The organism is Brevibacillus sp. AF8 (assembly GCF_021270385.1).
GTDB lineage: Bacteria > Bacillota > Bacilli > Brevibacillales > Brevibacillaceae > Brevibacillus.
This window is the reverse complement of record NZ_JAGQDN010000017.1, coordinates 113,645-133,544: the sequence shown is the minus strand read 5'-3', so window position 1 is coordinate 133,544 and position 19,900 is coordinate 113,645. Positions and strand designations below refer to the sequence as shown.

The following is a 19,900-nucleotide window of genomic DNA, read 5'->3' as shown; positions in this document are numbered from 1 at the left end:
AACCTCGAGACGAAAGAACAGCAGCTCACTTCCAAAGAGCTAGAGCTGCATTCCCTGACAAAAGACCTCAACGCACGGGAACAGGACCTTCACGTCCTCGAAAAAGAGCTGCAGACTCAAGGCCAAGAACTTCAATCCCTAGCGCAAAACCTCGAGACGAAAGAACAGCAGCTCACTTCCAAAGAGCTAGAGCTGCATTCCCTGACAAAAGACCTCAACGCACGGGAGCAGAACCTTCATGTTCTCGAACAAGAGCTGCAGACACAGGGCCTAGAACTGCAATCACAAGCAGATAACCTCCAAACAAAAGAACAAGAACTTACAATCCTCGAACAAGGACTTAAAGTTCGAGGGCAAGACCTTCTCACACAGACGCAATACCTTCAAGCTCGAGAGCAAGACCTTTACATTCTCGAGCAAGAGCTGCAAACGCGCGGGCAAGAACTTCACTCTCAGAATCAAAACCTCCAGACAAAAGAACAAGATCTGCTCGCTTTCGAGCAAGGGCTTCAGGCGAGAGAGCAAGAACTTCTCGAGCAGACGCAAGGCCTTCAAGTACGGGTAGAAGAATTAAACCGTTTTGAACAAGAGCTGCAGGCTCAAGGAAAAGAACTACAAGCTCATTCGCAGGCGTTGCAGGTTCAAGAACAAGAACTCAAGACCCATGAACAGGAGCTTCGGGATTGGGAACAAGCCAACCTCTCTCAGGAGCAAGCGCTTTTGACTCAGAGCCAAGAACTACAGGTACAAGAACAAGGACTTCAATCCCGAGAGCAAGCGCTGCAGCTTCGCGGACAGGAGCTTCTCTCTCATGAGCAGGAAATCCACTCCCACGAGCAACAGTTACTCACGCTGAAACAAGAGCTGAACGCGCGAGATCAAGAGCTACACACCCAAGAGCAGGAGCTGCTCGCTCAAGCGCATACCCTACAAACTCGTGAACAGGAGTTGCTTACTCGGGAGCAAGAACTACACACACTGGAACAAGCACTACTCTCTCAGGAGCAAGAAATCCAAGTTCAAAGGCAAGATTTGCATATCCGGGAGCAGGAGCTGCAAGTGCAGAATCAAGATAGATACACCCGAGAGCAAGAACTCGAAGCGCAAAAACAAGATGTACACACGAAAGCGCAAGAACTAGAAGCGACCCGCCAGGAGATGTTGCAAAAAGCAATCGATCTCGAACAGAGTTGGACAGCCAAACACGAAGCGACTTCTCAACAATTAACGGAAGCTCTGCTTGAGCTGGAGGCAGCCCGGTTAACGAAAAATCAACTCGTTGCTGACTATAAAAAGCTGGCCGAATCCCATTCCCTGCATGAGCAAGAATTGCAGCAAAGCATCCAAAAACGCGACGAAGAAATCCAACAAACACAAAACACCGTTAAGAGTCTCCAGTCGGAGTTAAAAGAAGCACGACAGCAATTAACGGAGGCGGAGAATCGCATCAAAGCTTTTCAGCAACAAGCCAAGGAAACCGACGAGAAGCTCGCGAACGTGTCTCTTCAAAAAAATAAATGGAACGAAATGCTAGAGAAAACAACTCAAAAATATGACACTCTGCTAACGGAAAAAGAAAAAGCCATTGAAGAGTTTACATCCCAGGAGCAATTGATGAAAAAGACGATAGCCGGACTAAAAAACATGGTGAAAGAGTTCCAAAACAACGAAGAAAAATACAAACAAATCATCAAAGAATTCACGCAAAAAGAAACTCGATCCAATAAAGCCTTCAGCCATTTCCAGCATAGCGCTTCATTCCAACAAAATACTCAATTCCAGCCAGGCACCCAATTCCAACAAACCACTCCATTTATGCCAAGCTCCGATCCCTCGACACAACAAGTAACTCCCACACCCGTAAAAATGCCGATGTATCCCCCAAACGCCAACGCCTTCAACCCGTTTCGTTGAATAAGTAAAATGTGCGAGAGCCGTTACCATGTGCAGCCATACTGAATACAACATAGTACAGTCTAGAAAGGGAGGAAAAAACCATGACACCTGAACAAATGCGTGCACTGTACCAACAGCGTCAACAACACCCTGTCCAACCTACCCAGCGTCGAATGCCACCATCACCTTTGCCAAAATCCGGTCCGGTTCACAGAGTTCAACCGTCCGTCCAGACTAGAACGAGTGGAGGATGCTGCGGCAGGCGTTGGCAGGGCTAATCTTTTAGAGACCCCCTTTTCCATGACCCGTGCTGTCTATGATGAGATCATCCGAGATTCCCTGGAGAAGAGGCCAAATGAAACGTGTGGATTGCTTTCCGGTAGAAATGGGAGTGCACAAACGGTTTGGCGAATGGAAAATACATTGAAAAGCCCCGTGGCCTTCGCCATGGACCCCAAGCAGATTCAACACGTTTTCCACAAAATGGCGTTTCGCGGGGAGCATTTGGTCGGGATCTATCACTCCCACCCTACTGCTCCTCCCATTCCGTCACCTGAAGATATTGCTTACTGTCATTACCCGGAGGCTGCGTATCTCATCGTTTCGCTCGCTTCTCCACAACCAGTTCTCGGCTGTTTTCGAATTGAGGGGTCTTTTGCTCGGGTGTATCCTTATACAGTCCGTAACTAGTAGTCAAATTCCTCAAAACAAAAGAACAGTGGGAATTTACTCCCGCTGTTCTTTCTGTTTTAGATGGTCGCCCGGCTCCAAGGAACTGGGCAGCAGCCATTCCCTTTTCTCCCAGCTGACAAAATCATCTTCCCATTTTATCTGGAAGCGGTCCTCCTCAATATGAATGACAACTCCCTTTGCCCCATCCTTTACATATACGACCAGATCGCCTACTTGTATCACCGCTCATCGCCGCCCATTACCCGAGTCTGAAGATGATTCCGTGTCCACCCTTCGGATACACCCATTTGATATTTTCATACGGGCAACCAATGCGGCAACTCCCGCACTCGTGACACCCTTCGTAACCGACGTGCATCCTTACTTCTTCCCATTTGTATACTTCCGCAGGACAGAAGATGGTACAGAGCTTATCAGGGCATTGCGTTGCACAAACATCAGCGGAGAGAACATGCAGATGTGACTCCGTATCCGCTTTGAAGCGCACGAGATACTGTTTCTCCTCGATCGACTGGCCCTTCGGTAGATCCTGCATCACTTCATCACCCTCCACGCATTCATCAAATCACGCGCCATTCTCCATTTGTCCTTCGCAGAGCCGAGGTCGCTCCAGATTTTCTTCTGCTTGCTCCATTTCGAGCTGCCATCAACCGTGAACATCTGACTCGCCGCTTTGTTCATCATCGGAATATATTGTTCGAAATACTGCGGGAATTTTTCAAAGTGATGCGTTGCGTCCTTGTACTTTTTCAAATCTTGACCCACAAAGCTGTTCAAGAGATTGATCCGGTATCCGTCGAGCATTTTTTCGGAATAGTCCCCTGCCTCTCTTGCTGCCAGGATCGTTTCCGCCGCCATGACACCAGATGCCATTGCCATATTCGATCCCTCTCGATGGATCGCATTGACGAGCTGGGCAGCATCTCCTACGACAAGGACACCATTGCCGACAATTTTGGGAATGGAACGATATCCCCCCTCGGGAATCAGGTGCGCCAAGTATTCCTGCTGCTCACAGCCTTGGATATACGGCCGAATCATCGGGTGATTCTTTACATAGTCCAACAACTCATACGGCTTGATCTTGTTTTTGATTAGACCCGACAGCATCGTCCCTACCCCAATATTCAAGCTGTCCTTATTCGTATACAACCAAGCCGTCCCCAGAATCCCTTTGGTCGAATCCCCGAAGATTTCAATCGTACAACCGTGATCACCCTCGAGGTTAAAGCGATCTTCAATTATTTTGCGATCCAGCTTCAGTACTTCCATGACAGCGAGCGCTACTTCGTCTGGGCGAAACTCTTTGTGGAAACCTAACGATTTCGCCAGCAAGGAGTTGACTCCGTCTGCTAGAACGACAACATCTGCGTATAGATCCCCATCCGGTCGATCTGTTTTCACACCGACTACTTTGCCATTTTCAACAATGCACTCCAGAGCGACGGTCTCATTGAGTAAAAGTGCTCCCTGCTGCACGGCTTTGTCTGCAAACCATTGGTCGAATTTCGCCCGCAGCACCGTGAAATTGTTATAAGGTTCCTGGGCCCACTCCATGCCTTTATAACTGAAATTGATAGCTGATTCCTTATCGAGCATCATGAACCGCTGCTCGACGATTGGTCGTTCAACAGGTGCCTCCTTGTAAAATTCGGGGATGATGTCTTCCATCGTTTTGCGATACAAAACACCTCCCATGACGTTTTTGGAACCCGGATATTCCCCGCGTTCCATCAACAAAACATTTACGCCCGCTTTGGCAAGTGTATAAGCACAAGCTGTTCCAGCCGGACCTGCTCCGACAATGATTACATCAAATTTCTCAGCCATACGTTACCTCCTTGTCCGGCTCCTTTTGGAAAGCTTCAATGAGCAATGGCACAATTTCAAACGCATCACCGACAATACCGTAGTGGCAAGACTGGAAGATGAGTGCATTCGGATCTTTATTGATGGCAATGATCAATCCTGAGTTGCGCATGCCGACCAAATGCTGGATAGCTCCTGATATGCCGATGGCAAAGTAAATTTTGGGTGTGACCGTCACTCCCGTCTGCCCGACCTGATGTTCATGACCGATCCAGCCAGCTTCCACCGCATCTCTGCTGGCCCCGACGGTTGCCCCGATTCGTTCTGCGAAGCGATGTATAAGCGCAAAGCCTTCCTTGCTTCCGAGTCCCTTGCCGCCAGCGACGATCACATCCGCCTCATCCAGCCGCACCTTTTCCTTCGTCTCCCGGACAATTTTCAGTACTTTTGTGCGAATGTCTTCTTCACGCAGCTTCAAGCTTTCTTCTATGATCTCTCCTGTACGTGACTCATCTGGCTCAAGCGCTTTCATGACTTTTGGGCGAACCGTCGCCATTTGCGGTCGATGTTTTTTGCACAAAATCGTCGCCATGATGTTACCACCAAACGCTGGACGGCTCGCCTCCAACAAACCTGTCTCCGCGTTCACATCGAGCATGGTCGTATCGGCGGTCAGTCCTGTCTCCAAGTCCGTCGCAACAGCGCTCGCCAAATCTTTTCCTGTTGAGGTTGCCCCGTACAAGATAATTTCCGGCTTGTGCTTTTGGACACATGCGATGACAGCTCGCATGTAGGATTCTGTCCGGTACTCATGAAAAATTTTGTGATCGTATACGTACACTTGGTCCGCACCGTAGGGAAACGCCGTGTGGGCCAACTCCTTGACTCCATCTCCGATTAACAAACCAGCAAGCGGCACGTCTCGCTTGTCAGCCATTTGTCTTCCCGCCCCCAGCAGCTCGAGTGATACAGGGGCGATACGACCGTCACTCACCTCTAAAAACACCCAGATGCCACGAAAATCATCCAGATTCATATCTGCTCCTCCTTCACCCGAAACAGTCGCTGTTTATCGTGCAAAATTTCCATCAAGCGTGCAATTTGCTCGCTGGCACTTCCTTCGAGCATTTCGCCACCCTTTGGTTTCTCTGGGGGCCAAACTTTTGCAACGATGGTAGGAGAGCCCTTCAGGCCTAACTGCGCCCGATCAATATCCCCCAAGTCATCGACGGACCAGACAACAGGATTATATCTGGCAGCTCGAAGCATGTTGGGCAGCGGAGAATAAGGTACTTCATTAATCTCCTTCTCCACGGAAAACAAACAAGGCAAGGTCGACTGAATGACTTCATAACCATCCTCCAGCTTTCGATGCACGATGGCGTAACCTTGTTCTTTGTTTATCTCCACTACTTTTTTCACACACGTAAGCGGCGGAATATCCAACCGTCTGGCGACTCCCGGTCCGACTTGTCCCGTATCACCGTCGATGGTCATCTTCCCGCAAATGACGAGGTCGACTGGCTGGCTTTCTGCAATCTTCTCAATGGCTTTGGTAATTGCATAGCTGGTCGCCAATGTGTCTGCTCCGGCAAATGCACGATCCGTTACCAGATAGCCTGCGTCTGCCCCGATCTCGATGCACTTCCGAATGGCCTTCACCGCTGGCGGCGGTCCCATGGTGACGACGGAGACCACACCCCCATATCGATTTTTCAAACGAACGGCTTCCTCCACCGCATGTGCATCATACGGGTTGAGAATGGCTGGCGCACTGGCGCGATCCATCGTATTCGTCTTCGGATTCATCTTGATGATTTTGGTGTCCGGCACCTGCTTAATGCAAGCGACAATATGCAGCATGATTGATCCCCCCTTGCTGCCGGGCGCGATTCCTATGCCTGTACAAAAGGTTGCCTTTCTTACGCGCAATCAGATCAGGCAGCTTGTCGTTCATTGTTATAGCCTATTTCGATGCAGCCGAGCTTAGACCAGTAATCATGGAAACGAAAAAGACGCCAAACATCAGCTTGGCGCTGTGTGGCGTCTTTTGGCTTATTCATTAATGTTTGTCAATGGAGAACTCAACCGAAGCATCCGTGAACTTTTTGTCTACCCTTTTCAGCTTGATTTGCAAACCGATTTGCGGCAGAATTTTTCCGACTTCCGGTACTTCCGGCATCGAGTAATCATCACTGTCGTCAAACTCCTTAACGCCTTTCAACGGATCGTATTTCATCGTTCCATAAATGTAATCCAGATCCATACCGGACGTTTTGTTCGGGCTAAATGCAGCATCGTTCACCTGATAGCGGGAGTCTGCAATTGCGCTTTTGTTACCCTCATCATTGTTCCAGTAACGCACTTCCTGATGGGCATCTACTACACCGAGCAAGCCGTAGCCTGGATGCTGGCTCGTATTGTTATCACGTGTTCTTTCGTAGCGACCATCAAAGTACCAGATCACCATACCTGGATCGTACGTGAAGAAGGAGTCGTTGCGGCGGAAGTACTTCAGTCCAGCGTCAATTCCTTCATGAGAGCGCAGTTCAACCAGGTAGTACGCATCATACATTTTGCCTTTTCCATCAAAGTGGATGAAGCCATCCAGCTTGAACTTCTTCTCACCCTCTGCATCATCCGCGAAGATAAGTTGCCCATCTGCCTCTACTTCAAAGTTATCCAGATAGAAGCCGTCCAACACGTAAGCAACGTCCGTCACATAGTTAAACTCGACTTGCACTTTTTTGCCGACAAACTCGTTCAGGCTGATTTCTTCTTTGTCCCAGCCTTTTGTTACATCATCGAATTTTTGCACTTCTTTTTTCTCACCTGTATCCGCATCGATTACATTGACGGATAGGTAATCATAGCCTTCCTCAATGTTCCTCCATGAGTCGAATTTCATCGTAGCGGAGCTGACCCCAGTCAAATCGATCACATCGGAAGTCATTTTGGTGTTCAATTTGTTGCCTTCATCCGAGAAGTATGCGTAGCCACCATCTTTTGGCTCAACCGGCGGTTTCTTTTCAACTTTCGGCATATTCAGCTTAACGACTTTTCCGCTTTTCTCGGTGCTGCTCGCATCAATGAGCGGAACCGTTTTCTTGCGTTTTTCTACATCCTTGTAGTCCAGAACAGTCGGAGCAATCCAGTTGCCGCCAAACATTTGTTGCAGAACCATTTTGGACCAAGGATCAAGGCCTGTAGGTTCTGTTTGGAAGACCTTACCTGTATGGCTACCAGACGACATGAGGGACCAAGCACCTACTGGCGAGTCTTTTCCAGCTCTTGAGGTGTCATACAAGTCTGGCAAACCGAGATTGTGTCCGTACTCGTGAGTGAATACGCCTGGTGCGCCATCTTCTGGCTGGATCATGTAATCAAATGCTTTGAGGCTAGTACCTGGAATATCTACTGGTTTTTTCAAGGTCCAACGGTGAGACCAGATCGCATCTGGGTCTTCCCCTGTCTCTTCTCCGATCCCTGCATGAACGAGCATGAGGTTGTCCAGATTGCCATCCGGCTCCATCAGGTCTCCATCACCATCGATATCATACGGATCACGCTGATCGTACAATTCCTCTTTCCCAGCAATGGATTCCCCAACTGCCGCCAAGGTCTCGATTACCAGATCGCGCGGATTGGAATCGTCACCGGCTTTGGAGTTTCCTCCATAATACTTGTAGCCGTTCTCTGCCATTTGCCATGGCGTTACCACACCGTCAACCGTCCAAGATCTTCCCGATTGCAGATAGAAGTATTTCGCCATGGTTGTCATGCCGATACCTTCAGGAGTTTCATACCCCTTCTGATCAAACAGCATCTCTTTATAGTGCTTTTCGTTGAAGTCTTCTGTCCAAAGCGAGTCACTCACTTTTGGTAGCTGGTTATGCTCCCGGTCAGGGAACTCGATAAGAGCGACAACGATGTTATCCGTATGTAGTCGTTTGGAAGAGCGTACTTCATCGCCGTCCTCCATCTCAGCCACTTTCTGCACAGCATCAGCCAATGCTGCCTGCTGTCCTCTGCTCGCTTCCTTACCGTAAGAGGACGATTCATCAATGCCGTGCGGGACTTTTTTGTCTTCGAAGTACTCGAGCAACGCTTCGTCAATCTCTTCCTGATCGGCGTCTTCATCAATGATTCCTTGCTCCATTAACCCTTTAATCAGTCGCTCCAGGTTAACAGTGGACAAATCTACATGCAGATCATGCTTGTCCTCTTTGGGTTTGGCCAAACCCGTTGCAGGTGCAGCCACGAAAGTACTGAGCACGAGTGAGGAGGAAAATAAAACGGATAAGAGCTTTTTGCTTTTCTTCACTAAGGTTCACCCTCTTTTTCTATCTATTTGTGATGCATCGGAAAATTAAACCCCCAATTCCGACTATTCTTAATTATTACGTGATACGTAATCTTTGCCAAATTTTTTCCTTCGACAAAAAAACCTTCACGTTCAAAAGAAATTGCTCAATAAGGCTATCGACCTACTCGGAACAAGTGCCGAATTTTCGGCTAATCATATATATATAGGGTCTCAATTTGATATATGCATGGTGTGTCTACTGCCTAAAGACCTACAGAAAAATTAGCGGATTTTGTCGAAAAAGCTCGATACATTCCGATAAAATATTCCTTTCGCCCCTCCTCTTTCTTGCAAAACAACTCGATTATCGGTACGATCGAATAAAAATGCTCGTGTTTTCCATGGAGGATTTTGATGCTGCAAACATTTGGTTTTTCTCTGTATGAGAGTAAAGTTTATGAAGCGTTGGCGTCTAGCGGCGAGCCTCTCGATGCAGCAATGGTCGTGAAGCATTCGGGGGTGCCAAAGGCAAAAATTTACGAGGTGTTGAATCGTCTGGTAGAAAAGGGGATGGTCCTTGACACCGTATCGGAAAAGAAAAAGCGGTATACAGCCCTTCCCCTGGACAGCCTGGTAGAAAAGCTGACCCGCCAATTTCAAACGGACGTCAAAAAATTGACCAGCTCCCTTTCCCATAAAACTGTACGTGATGACCGAGTCTGGAGCCTGAAGGTTGACGAATCGATCCGCGCGGAATGCAAACAATTGATCCAACGAGCGACTCGGTCTATTCGTATCTCCGCCTGGTCCGATGATTTTTTAGAGTATGTACCCCTACTGGAAATGAAAGAAAAGGAAGGCGTAGAGATCGAAGCATTGGTGATTGGGCAGATTACTACCAAGCTTTCCTGTGTTCATTCCTTTATCCCTGTGCAAGAGCATCAAGGCTTGGAGCGCTATCAGCTAATTGTAGCGGACCAAGACGAAATGATTTTTGCAGGCGAGGAGGAAACAGGGTGGCACGCGATCAAGACACGCGGTCAACCGTTCGTCAAATTTTTTGCCGATTCTTTTTACCATGATGTCGCACTGACAAAAATCACCCAAAAATACGTGGATCAACTGTTTGACGATGAAGAAATCCGCAAGATGATTATCCGCCTCCGATACTGACAATCCCTGGACTTTGGCTTTTGGTTTTATTAAAAACTACAAAGTATCCAAAATAACCAATAAATATAAATAACTAAATACCATGTTAGCCATTTACATTACGCGTTTATCTTAACTCCAATGTGACAACCATTGATTTAACAATGATGGTCACAATAAGTTAAGATAAACGCGATTTGCTAGCGCTACTCCTATGTGCGTATTCGGAAACATCGTGATCGTTTCGGAAGAGATTTTTTTAAAAGGATAGGATTAAGGAGAGAACACCATGCCACACAACATACTGCTGATTGAGGACGATGCCCAAATCGTCGAGATGCTTCGGAATCATCTGATCAAAGAAGGCTACGACGTCTTGGCAGCGTTTGATGGACTGGACGGAATTGCCCAGTTTCGGCAAAGCTACTTCGATATTGTCATTGTCGATATCATGATGCCAAAGCTGGACGGCATCGAGGTAATCAAGAGGATCCGAGAAAACAGCTCGGTGCCGATTTTGATCATGTCGGCAAAGGACAACGACGTCGATAAAGCGATCGGGCTCGGCTTCGGTGCCGACGATTACATTGCAAAGCCGTTTTCTCTCATTGAAGTGTCGGCTCGGATCAAAGCGGCGATTCGTCGTGCCACGACGTATTCGAATGCGGGAGCGGGCTCAGCAGATCAGGCATCTCCAGCTGCCAAGGTGCTGATGTTCGGAGCCCTGCGTATTGATCTGGAAAATTTTTCAGTTTCGAAAAACGATGTCGATCTGAAGCTGACGGCCAAAGAATTCGAAATCCTGAAGCTGTTCGCCACAAATCCAAATCGCGTGTTCACGAAGGCGCAGCTGTACGGCTTTATTTGGAATGACGAATATTATGGGGACGAAAACGTCATTAACGTCCATATCCGCCGGTTGCGGGAAAAAATCGAAGACCAGCCATCCGCACCACGTTATATCAAGACGCTGTGGGGCATTGGCTACAAGTGGGAAGGATAATGACATGGTGATCGCGCTAGTTGTGCTGGTCGTTCTTTTGCTCGTCGTGATTGCGACTCAATACCGAGCTTACCGGGCTAGAAGCTCCAGCCTGGAACTGATTCACCACAAATTAAAGGACATTATCGAGGGTGGCACAAGCGAAAAGCTGCTTGTTTTTACGGACGATCGCGCATTGATACCGGTCTTGATCGAAATCAATCATTTGCTGGAGCACAATCAGCAAAGAGCGGCGAATTTTCTGAAGATGGAGCAGTCGATGCGGAAAATGATCTCGAACATATCGCACGATTTGAAGACGCCACTTACCGTTGTACTTGGTTATATCGAAACGATCAATCTGGATCCGGACATGGACGCAGCGAAACAAAAGGTTCTATTGTCCAAGGTGCACGCCAAGGCCAACGAGGTGCTGCAGCTCATCCGACAGTTTTTTGATTTGGCGAGACTGGAGTCAGGGGACGAGCCGATGCCGCTTTCTCGGATCCACATGAACGATATTTGCGAAAAAAATATACTCGCATTTTATGACACGCTGACGGTCAAAGGCTTTGAGGTCGCGATTGAGATCCCGGACAAGCCAATGTATGCGTGGGGGAACGAGGAAGCGCTGGACCGCACCCTGAACAATTTGATCGCCAATGCGATTCAGCATGGCGGAGAGGCGATGGTGGTCGGATTAACATTGCGCGGAGACGACGAGTTTGTATATGTGGACGTATGGGATCGGGGCAAAGGGATCCACGAGCTGCATCAGGACCGGGTGTTCGAGCGGATGTACACGCTGGAGGACTCCCGTAACAAATCGTATCAGGGCAGCGGTCTCGGGCTGACAATTACGAAAAGGCTGATCGAAGCTCAAGGAGGGACGATCCGCATCCATAGCAAGCCGTACGAAAAAACAGTGTTTACCGTCAGACTGAAGCGAATCGCATTCGGGGCTTAAGGAATTTGTAAGAATCAGGTAAGGAAAAAGCAAAATTCGATGCTTACGATAGAGCTTGTAACGAACGAAGGGGGCATCGAACGATGACGTATATCGTAAGAACGAATCAACTGACTCGTGCTTACATGGGTAAGGAAGTTGTTTCGAACGTCAATATGAACATCAAGCAAGGCGAAATATACGGCATGCTTGGTCCAAACGGTGCGGGCAAAACAACGGTCATGAAAATGATCACGAACCTGGTGAAGCCGACGGCAGGTGAGATCGAAATTTTCGGTGAGCGGCTGACTGATACGTCGTACCGACTGTTGGGGCGAATGGGCACGATCATCGAAAACCCGATCTTTTACGAAAAGCTGACGGCCCGTGAAAACCTGGAGCTGCATTGCGAATATATGGGCTACCATGACCCAAAGGCGATTGATGAGGCGCTTGAGCTGGTCAATCTGAAAGGGATCGACAAGAAAGCGGTAAAGGAATTTTCGCTGGGGATGAAGCAACGGCTCGGCATCGCGCGGGCGATCACGACCAAGCCGGAGCTGCTGATTCTCGATGAGCCGACGAATGGTCTCGATCCTGTAGGAATCAAGGGGCTTCGCGATCTGTTCAAAATGCTGTGCAAGCAATATGGGACCACGATTCTCATTTCTAGCCATATTCTTGGGGAAGTGGAGCTGGTCGCCGACACGATCGCCGTCATGAACGGCGGCAAGCTGCTGCAGGAAGTTTCGATGGACTATATCGTCAAGCAAACACAGGAGTATATCGAAATCACGACGAACGACAGTAGGAAAGCGGCCTACGTGCTTGAAAACTATTTGCAAATATCCAATGTCCGCGTCACCGACGATGGCCAAATCCGCATTTACGATAGCCGTATTCCGCAAAGCGAGCTGATGAAGACTTTGGTGCTGCACGATGTCAAGATCGAAGCGGTTCATAAGAAAAAAGGGTCACTTGAGGATTATTTCCTGTCCATTCTGAATGGGGGTGGCGTCGGTGTTTAAGCTCATGAAGCTCGAAATGCGCAAGTTTCGGATCGGGTCTTATATTCGGGCAGCGATGATCGCCAACGTCGTGATCTTAAGTCTAATTTGCTTTATCAGCCTTGACTCGAAAATTACAGAAAAGATGCCTTTTACGAGCTACGAAATGGCGTTCTCCGTCATTGATACACTCATTCGGGGAACGTACATTGTGTTCGCGTCAGTGCTCATTTCCCGGCTTGTCATTAACGAGTTCCGCAACAAATCGATCACGGTACTGTTCATGTACCCGATCAATCGCAAAAAGCTCATCGCAGCCAAGCTGCTCGTCGTCGTGCTGTTTACGCTCGTTGCGGATATTGCGGCGAACCTGTTTGTTGGTGTTGGCTTTTATGTATTCAATCTGTTCGCCTCCGTTGTTCCAGAGCCTCTCTCGTGGTCCGTTGCAACCAAATCGCTGCTTGCGGTCGTGATGAGTGCGCTGGCGACCAGCTTTTTAAGCCTGATTCCTCTGAATTTCGGCATGCGCAAACATTCAGGCGCGGCTACCATCGTGTCGTCACTCATCGTCGTGATGCTCGTCTGCCAAAACGTCAACGGCTTCACCTTATATTCCATTCTTGCAGTGCCGATTGGACTGGCACTCCTCGGCGCGGCCGTCGCGTATATGTCGATTCGAAACATCGAGCATGTCGATGTGCTCAAGTAGCAGAACGGGAGGAGAAGATTAGGATCATGCAACAAGTATTGAAATGGAGCTTTTTGCTTTGCACCGCTTCTTTTGTCTTGAATGGATTGCTGTATGTGGGAACGGGAGACCGACATGTGCTGATCAGTATGCTAGGTGCTGTCGCATTAGCGGTCCTGTCCGCGAGCTGGTTGCTGTTCGCGAAGAAAAAGCAGTGAGCGGCAGGAGCATCAGGGTGAAATGAAACGAGGGCTATTATAGTGGCGGAGTTACTGCAATCGAAAGAATCATGGACGTAGAGCCAAAGGTAAAGAATTGGGGTTTCTTGGAGCTGTCGCGGCGCGACAAGCTCCTTCTTTTTTTCTAGATGCTAAAAGCTCCTGTTCCCTCCATCAGCCTTGAAGACCTGCCCACTGGCACCATCGTGGCAAGACGGCCAGCTTGGGGTCACCTCACGAAATGGAAAAAATCGTACGTTAAGGGCGAACGCCAACATTGTCGCTCACTCCAAGTACTGTATTCCAGAGAACAATGGCTGCTACTACCAAGGGTACCGGCAATATGAAAAAACTCGAGTTCCTTATCGTATTACGATTGCGAGGCACACGAAGTTCTGTGTTGCCAAACTTCGTTTTCACCGTCTTTTTACTGTAGCCATTTCGACTATTTCCAGTATAGTCACCGTCGGAACTATGCTTGTTTTAACCTAAGTGATCATCCATTTCAGCTTCAAAGAACTGCTGGATCGTGTCACGAAACAGGTCCTAGACAAATGATGGCTTGTCCCATAAACGGAAATAAAGACATTCTCAAATGCGTTCAGGTTCGTTGTAATGAAACTCTATCGGAAGATTATATGGACGTTTCTGTGCCTCTTCTATAGCTTTATTAATCATGAGCTTGGCGATTTTTTTCTTCATTAAAATAGTGCTCGTAAACTATGATCGTGTCTTGGTTTTCCCACTTCATATCCTTTCCCTATTTTGTTATTTCAGTGGGTTTAAATTTGACTAACCGTTTGTGACATTTATCGAATGAACTTTCTATGTTTTTCATTCTACAGTTGGCCGGAGTCTTTTCTATTTATATGGAGAAATTTCTAGTTGCAGAAGACTAAAAAGGTTACTATTATAGTAGTAACCTTTTTAGTCGAGAGGAGCTATTGTTTTGAATCCACGTGTCTTCATCTTAGCGATTGCTACCTTTGTCGTAGGTACGGTGGAATTGATTATCGGTGGTACGCTCGATCTGATTGCTCGTGATCTTCAGGTATCGATTAGTGCCGCCGGACAATTAATCACCATTTTCTCGCTTGCCTTTGCTGTTGCTGCTCCTTTGCTCCTGCATGTTACGAGGCGTGTCGAGCGCAAAAAGCTATACTTGTTTGCATTAGCAGCCTTTTTCCTAAGCAATGTGCTTGCGGCACTTAGTCCGAGCTACGCCGTATTAATGACAGCACGTATCTTGAGTGCAGCAAGTAGTTCCATCCTGATTGTGCTGTCGATTACCCTTGCAACGAGTCTTGTGGAGCCTGCTTACCGTGGTCGCGCCATTGGCGTTATTTTCATGGGGATTAGCGGTTCGCTTGTACTCGGCGTCCCTGTCGGACTGGCTCTGGGGAATGCCTTCGGATGGCGTGCCCCGTTTTGGCTGATTGCGGCTCTGAGTATCGTTGCGATGATTTTTATCCTCATGTTTTTGCCAAAAGTTCAAACTGCACCGCCGATTCCGCTGCGTGATCAAATGACTACCCTCCGTAGCGGCAAGCTATTCAGCGCCTTGTTTATCGTCATGTTAATGCTGACAGGTCACTTGGCGCTGTATGCATACTTTACCCCTTATTTGCAAACGACGATGAATGTAGACGCAACGACACTGAGCTGGATTTATCTCCTGTTCGGGATTGCTGCCGTTGCAGGTGGTGGTATTGGCGGTTGGATTGCTGACAAGTGGGGAGCAACCAAGAGCATTTTGTTGATTATTCCAGTGTTCGGCTTGATCATGTGTGTCTTGCCGTTTTTTACAGGCTCGCTTTATTTGTTCTTGCCGATCATGGTCATCTGGAGTGCGCTTAGCTGGGCTATTTCGCCAGCACAGCAAAACTATTTGATCTCCTGCTCACCTGCTACTGCGGACATTCAATTAAGCCTGAATACTTCTGCCCAGCATTTAGGTATCGCCCTTGGCTCTCTGGCTGGCGGTCTCGTCGTCGAGCGATCCTCCGTTATTTACACACCATGGGTTGGAGCCGTGTTCGTACTGCTTTCGTTCGGATTTGCCTTCTACTCGATCTCACGCCCTGTTCCAGCACAGGAAAGCCAAGTGGTGCAGCCAGCGCCAGGACACCATGCATAGCGCCTCGCAAAAGCAAAAAGCCGTCAACTATTTGACGGCTTTTTCGTATCATCCTAGAATCGTTTTCGTTTTGAGCCTATTTCACTGGCAACCAAACGGTAAATCTCGTGATTCCCTGCTCGGACCAAACCTCAATTTTCCCCTTGTACTTGTGAACAACTGCATCTACGATCGTCAGACCCGTTCCGCGCCCACCACATTTTTTCTCTCTTTTCGTTGTATAGCCATTATCGAAAATACGTGCACGTTGTTCTGGCGTTATTTCCGGTCCTGTATTTTCCACTCGGAAAACAACGTGTTCTTCATCACAGCAAAAATAGATGCTGACTCGCTTTTCCCCATCCGCTAACTCAGCCGCTTCAATCGCATTATCAATAAGATTCGATAAAATTTTGATCAGATCAATGGAAGGAATGCTATCGATTGGATCAGAGCATTCTTCAAATTGCATGACGATTTGTTTGGATTTGGCCTGCTCCCATTTGGTGTGAAGCAATACCATTAAAGCAGGATTCGCAAATCTCACGGTGAGGTCCAAAAGCTTGGTTTCTTTCAGCAACGACTGCACGTAATCTCGTGCTTTTGGATAATATCCGCATTCGATCAAACCGTAGAGCACTTGCATGTGATTGACGAAATCATGGCGTATGGAGCGCATCGAGCAAATGACTGAGCGCAATTCTTCCTGGTAGGTTTCTTCCGTCTCGCCAACTGCTGCCTTGATGGCGCGTTGGTACCAGCGTTCCATGCAAAGAACCAGAAAGATCAGTACGACGACAAACAAACCTTGAATCGCAAAAACAGGAATACTGCTACGAACAACATCGTTTCCAATGTCCTCGATGATGGCTACGTCCGTATCTACTCCGATGATTCCGATGATTTTTCCTTCTCTATCTCTAAGCGGCGCGCCCGCAGACATGTAGACCCCGTAATCTGGATCTCTGATAATCTCTGAGTAGTACGCTGATGATCCTTCGTAAATCGTTTGAATGTGCTCAGAAGATAGAACAATAGGATTACCGATATCAAAATTTTGCTTCGCATTTGGCGGCCTTGCGACGATCATTGTGCGACCACTTTGCCTGTCTTCGCTGACTTGAATCGTGTATAAATACAGCAAACCGAACTGCTCACGAGCTTGATTCAATTGCTGTTCGATTCGTTTATAGGCGGGGGTCTCTTTTACCGGATTTCGTAAAAACTCTTGGTACGCGTCAACATCTAGACTGTCTGCTACTGTGGAAGCAGCTTTCATGCTTTGATTCGCAATGGAGAGTCGGACGGATTGAATCGTATTGAAATAGGAAATCGCGATGCTTACACAAGTCAAGATCAAAACAAGGATGCCAGAAACGAGCATAATGACTAGAACTCTGGGATTTTTCGGGTGTGTACTCGTCATAATCTCCTCAATCCATCTGTTCAAAAAGTCGTCTTTTGATTACGCAGTTATACTAAAAACACGACTTTTTGAACATGTCTCTCTAATATTTTAGAGATTTCTACTGGAAATGTCTACATAATATGAATTTCGCTTCATTATAGTTCTCGAAATCATACATTGAATTATGATTCGGAATATTTTTATAATAAGACGAATACGAAATACCAATCTCTTTCCCCAGGAAAAAGGAGTGGGTTCGATGGAAGAAAAACTGTTTGCCCGGCTACAGGAGATTTATCCAGAGCTTGTTACATTCAGACGTGATTTGCATATGTATCCCGAGCTTTCCTTTCAGGAGGAAAACACAGCGAAGAAAGTAGCAGACAAGCTGGCTTCTTTTGGTATAGAAGTACAAACCGGTGTTGGCGGCATGGGTGTTGTCGGTCTCTTGCGGGGTGGAAAGCCAGGAAAAACAGTTGCGTTGCGCGCTGACTTCGATGCCTTGCCCATTCAAGATGAAAAAGAAGTACCGTATAAGTCCCGCATTCCAGGAGTCATGCACGCGTGCGGTCACGATATACATACCTCCGGACTTTTGGGAGTCGCACAAGTGTTGAGCGAGTTCCGTGACGAGCTCCCAGGAAATGTGGTATTCCTGCATCAGTTCGCGGAAGAGCTGCCACCCGGTGGCGCCAAAGCCATGGTGGAGGCGGGTTGCCTCGAAGGTGTTGATGTCGTGTATGGCGCGCACGTTGCCTCCGAGCTTCCCGTAGGCACTGTCGGGATCGGAGATGGCTACATTACAGCAGCAGCAGACAGCTTTGAGATCGTCTTGTACGGAAAAGGCGGACACGGTGCTTATCCTCATACCTCCGTTGATCCAATCGTATTGGGCAGTCAGGTTGTTATGAATTTGCAGCAGATTGCCAGCCGGCAGGTAGATCCGCTGAAACAAGTCGTTCTGTCTGTTTGCTCCTTCGTAGGCGGGGGCGAAGCGTTCAACGTCATTCCTGATCAAGTGAGGCTCAAGGGGACTGTTCGCACATATGACGAGGAAGTGAGGGGCGCGGTCGAGCAATCTCTTAAACGTATCGTGGAAGCCAGCTGCCAGGCTGTCGGCGCTACTTGCGAAATCATGTACCAACGCGGCTACCCAGCTACTTGGAACGATGAGACAGAGACTCCGCTGCTTACAGCAGAAGCCAAACGCATTTTTGGTGAGGAGCGAGTATTGAAAATCCCACCTGGCATGGGCGGAGAGGATTTTGCTTACTTTGCCCAAGAGCGCCCCGCTACCTTCTTCATGGTTGGTGGACGCAACCCGGAGATTTCGGCGACGTATCCGCATCATCATCCCAAATTCGATGTCGATGAGCGCTCCATGATTCAAACTGGTCAGTTGTTCATTGCAGCGTTGCTTGCCTATCAGGCACGCCATCAATAAGCGGAAAAAGTCTAAAGGCAAGGGCCTCATGCTCCTTGCCTTTCATTTTTGTCCGCCGTATTCACACCTCATGTCCAACTATCCAGTCCAGTCTTCGACTCTGGATACGGGCAGGGATCGTTTTTAGCAGGAAATGACGAGCCGCGATGGCCAGCGGATTTTCCCATTGGGTGACAGCCCCCATCAAGCGGGAACCTTTCACAATCGCATTCGCCCGCTTCTTCCGTATCTCTTCATACATGCGCAAAGCGTGAGCCGAGTCCGTGTGGTCATCTGCCAAGCATCTGGCTAGCACAAGCGCATCTTCCATTCCCTGCCCCGCCCCTTGCCCCAGATTCGGCAGCATCGGATGTGCCGCATCGCCCACTAATGTAACCCGGCCCTCACCCCATCTCCTGAGTGGTGTACGGTCGTAAATATCATGCCGCAAGATGGCTGCATCCTCTGTCGCCTCAATCACTGCACGTACTGGCTCATACCAGCCGTCCAGTCGGCGCAACGTCTCTTGCTTCCGGCCCGATGGCCCATCTTTTTCTCCCTCAGGTGCATTGATGGCGGCAAACCAATGTATTCGATTGTTGCCAATATGGGAAAATCCGAAACGAATTCCCTTGCCCCATGCTTCAAAGCCTCCTCCTGATTCCAATGGATAACGAGGGTCTTGATAAGTAGCAATCCCGCGAATCGCCGTATACCCGGAGTATCTCATCGACTCTTCCCCGAACAAGCTCTTCCGTACACGGGAGTGAATCCCGTCCGCTCCGATCAGAATCGTCGCATGTGTACGTGACCCATCTGCAAAAGCGGCATGAACCCTTTCCTTTTCTTGAGAAAAAGAGACGAACTGCTTGCCTAAAACCAATTCATGCGTCGAGATTTTTGCAAAAAGTGCCTGCTGTAGATCAGCCCGATGAATCAAGTAGCTGTCAGCCCCGTACCGTTCTGCTTGTTCCGCGACAGGCAGCTCAACCAACAAATTTCCCTTCCAGTCGCGAATCCGTGCTGAGCGGACAGCTGCTCCCAGCTCGCGTACTTCCTGTCCAACCCCCAGCTTATCCAATGCCTTCATGGCATTGGCAGCCAACACGATTCCAGCACCGATGCCTTTATGCTCTTTTGCCTGCTCATAAAGCGTCACTTGCCAACTCTTTTGCTTCAAGGCAAGCGCTGATGCGAGTCCGCTCAAACCTGCCCCGATGATCAGCGCGTGTTTTTCGTTGCTCATCGCCTTTTCT

Annotated in this window: 19 protein-coding genes and 1 pseudogene; 11 read left to right on the top strand and 9 right to left on the bottom strand. The window is 48.4% G+C overall.

Annotated features, from left to right (window positions below):
- The 3 genes from KB186_RS20595 to KB186_RS20585 form a co-directional block, all read left to right on the top strand.
- Nucleotides 1-1,914, top strand: a 1,914-nt coding sequence (locus KB186_RS20595; RefSeq protein ID WP_483298225.1) for a coiled-coil domain-containing protein, incomplete at its 5' end; no start/stop codon positions are given.
- A gap of 83 nt (nucleotides 1,915-1,997) precedes the next feature.
- On the top strand, nucleotides 1,998-2,174 hold the full coding sequence (locus tag KB186_RS20590; protein WP_217366941.1) for a hypothetical protein: 177 nt from the start codon (nucleotides 1,998-2,000) through the stop codon (nucleotides 2,172-2,174).
- A gap of 22 nt (nucleotides 2,175-2,196) precedes the next feature.
- Nucleotides 2,197-2,586: a M67 family metallopeptidase gene (locus KB186_RS20585; protein ID WP_217366942.1), complete on the top strand. Its 390-nt coding sequence runs from the start codon at nucleotides 2,197-2,199 to the stop codon at nucleotides 2,584-2,586.
- 36 nt (nucleotides 2,587-2,622) lie between these two features.
- Here the strand turns inward: KB186_RS20585 and KB186_RS20580 are convergent, their stop codons facing one another.
- The 6 genes from KB186_RS20580 to KB186_RS20555 form a co-directional block, all read right to left on the bottom strand.
- A complete protein-coding gene (locus KB186_RS20580; RefSeq protein WP_173608563.1) occupies nucleotides 2,623-2,811 on the bottom strand; it encodes a hypothetical protein in 189 nt (62 codons plus the stop codon).
- Between the two features lie 16 nt (nucleotides 2,812-2,827).
- On the bottom strand, nucleotides 2,828-3,124 hold the full coding sequence (locus tag KB186_RS20575; RefSeq protein WP_007726971.1) for a ferredoxin family protein: 297 nt from the start codon (nucleotides 3,122-3,124) through the stop codon (nucleotides 2,828-2,830).
- A complete protein-coding gene (locus tag KB186_RS20570; protein WP_173608564.1) occupies nucleotides 3,124-4,419 on the bottom strand; it encodes an FAD-dependent oxidoreductase in 1,296 nt (431 codons plus the stop codon). The genes KB186_RS20575 and KB186_RS20570 overlap by 1 nt, the downstream gene beginning before the upstream one ends.
- Nucleotides 4,412-5,434, bottom strand: coding sequence for an electron transfer flavoprotein subunit alpha/FixB family protein (locus KB186_RS20565; protein ID WP_173608565.1), 1,023 nt, complete (start codon nucleotides 5,432-5,434; stop codon nucleotides 4,412-4,414). Before KB186_RS20565 ends, KB186_RS20570 begins: the two co-directional genes overlap by 8 nt.
- Nucleotides 5,431-6,261 (bottom strand): electron transfer flavoprotein subunit beta/FixA family protein, encoded by an 831-nt coding sequence (locus tag KB186_RS20560; protein WP_173608566.1) that lies wholly within the window; start codon nucleotides 6,259-6,261, stop codon nucleotides 5,431-5,433. The genes KB186_RS20565 and KB186_RS20560 overlap by 4 nt, the downstream gene beginning before the upstream one ends.
- 199 nt (nucleotides 6,262-6,460) lie before the next feature.
- Nucleotides 6,461-8,722, bottom strand: a complete 2,262-nt coding sequence (locus KB186_RS20555; protein WP_232774272.1) for an immune inhibitor A domain-containing protein — start codon at nucleotides 8,720-8,722, stop codon at nucleotides 6,461-6,463.
- A 396-nt stretch (nucleotides 8,723-9,118) separates the two neighbouring features.
- On the opposite strand from KB186_RS20555, the gene KB186_RS20550 reads away from it, so the two are divergent.
- The 6 genes from KB186_RS20550 (at nucleotide 9,119) to KB186_RS20525 (ending at nucleotide 13,697) form a co-directional block, all read left to right on the top strand.
- Nucleotides 9,119-9,877 (top strand): TrmB family transcriptional regulator, encoded by a 759-nt coding sequence (locus tag KB186_RS20550; RefSeq protein WP_173608568.1) that lies wholly within the window; start codon nucleotides 9,119-9,121, stop codon nucleotides 9,875-9,877.
- Between the two features lie 268 nt (nucleotides 9,878-10,145).
- Complete coding sequence (locus KB186_RS20545) at nucleotides 10,146-10,859, top strand: response regulator transcription factor (RefSeq protein WP_304502558.1); 714 nt, start codon at nucleotides 10,146-10,148, stop codon at nucleotides 10,857-10,859.
- A gap of 4 nt (nucleotides 10,860-10,863) precedes the next feature.
- Nucleotides 10,864-11,805, top strand: a complete 942-nt coding sequence (locus tag KB186_RS20540; protein WP_173608569.1) for a sensor histidine kinase — start codon at nucleotides 10,864-10,866, stop codon at nucleotides 11,803-11,805.
- A gap of 83 nt (nucleotides 11,806-11,888) precedes the next feature.
- Nucleotides 11,889-12,812 carry an ABC transporter ATP-binding protein gene (locus KB186_RS20535; RefSeq protein ID WP_173608570.1) on the top strand — a complete coding sequence of 308 codons (924 nt, stop codon included), beginning with the start codon at nucleotides 11,889-11,891 and terminating at the stop codon, nucleotides 12,810-12,812.
- A complete protein-coding gene (locus tag KB186_RS20530) occupies nucleotides 12,805-13,500 on the top strand; it encodes an ABC transporter permease (RefSeq protein WP_232774271.1) in 696 nt (231 codons plus the stop codon). The genes KB186_RS20535 and KB186_RS20530 overlap by 8 nt, the downstream gene beginning before the upstream one ends.
- 26 nt (nucleotides 13,501-13,526) lie before the next feature.
- Nucleotides 13,527-13,697, top strand: a complete 171-nt coding sequence (locus KB186_RS20525; protein ID WP_232774270.1) for an LPXTG cell wall anchor domain-containing protein — start codon at nucleotides 13,527-13,529, stop codon at nucleotides 13,695-13,697.
- 369 nt (nucleotides 13,698-14,066) lie between these two features.
- On the opposite strand, the pseudogene KB186_RS20520 reads toward KB186_RS20525, so the two are convergent.
- A pseudogene (locus tag KB186_RS20520) lies at nucleotides 14,067-14,243 on the bottom strand (transposase); the annotation flags it as partial.
- 403 nt (nucleotides 14,244-14,646) lie between these two features.
- Between KB186_RS20520 and KB186_RS20515 the strand changes: the two are divergent.
- On the top strand, nucleotides 14,647-15,834 hold the full coding sequence (locus KB186_RS20515; protein ID WP_232774269.1) for an MFS transporter: 1,188 nt from the start codon (nucleotides 14,647-14,649) through the stop codon (nucleotides 15,832-15,834).
- Between the two features lie 76 nt (nucleotides 15,835-15,910).
- Here the strand turns inward: KB186_RS20515 and KB186_RS20510 are convergent, their stop codons facing one another.
- Nucleotides 15,911-17,239: an ATP-binding protein gene (locus KB186_RS20510; protein WP_173608573.1), complete on the bottom strand. Its 1,329-nt coding sequence runs from the start codon at nucleotides 17,237-17,239 to the stop codon at nucleotides 15,911-15,913.
- A 241-nt stretch (nucleotides 17,240-17,480) separates the two neighbouring features.
- Here KB186_RS20510 and KB186_RS20505 point away from each other — a divergent pair, with 241 nt between their 5' ends.
- Entirely contained in the window at nucleotides 17,481-18,665 is a 1,185-nt protein-coding gene (locus KB186_RS20505; RefSeq protein ID WP_232774268.1) for an amidohydrolase, read from the top strand.
- A gap of 61 nt (nucleotides 18,666-18,726) precedes the next feature.
- On the opposite strand, the gene KB186_RS20500 is transcribed toward KB186_RS20505, so the two are convergent.
- Nucleotides 18,727-19,890, bottom strand: a complete 1,164-nt coding sequence (locus tag KB186_RS20500; protein ID WP_232774267.1) for an FAD-dependent monooxygenase — start codon at nucleotides 19,888-19,890, stop codon at nucleotides 18,727-18,729.
- Nucleotides 19,891-19,900: the final 10 nt, after the last annotated feature.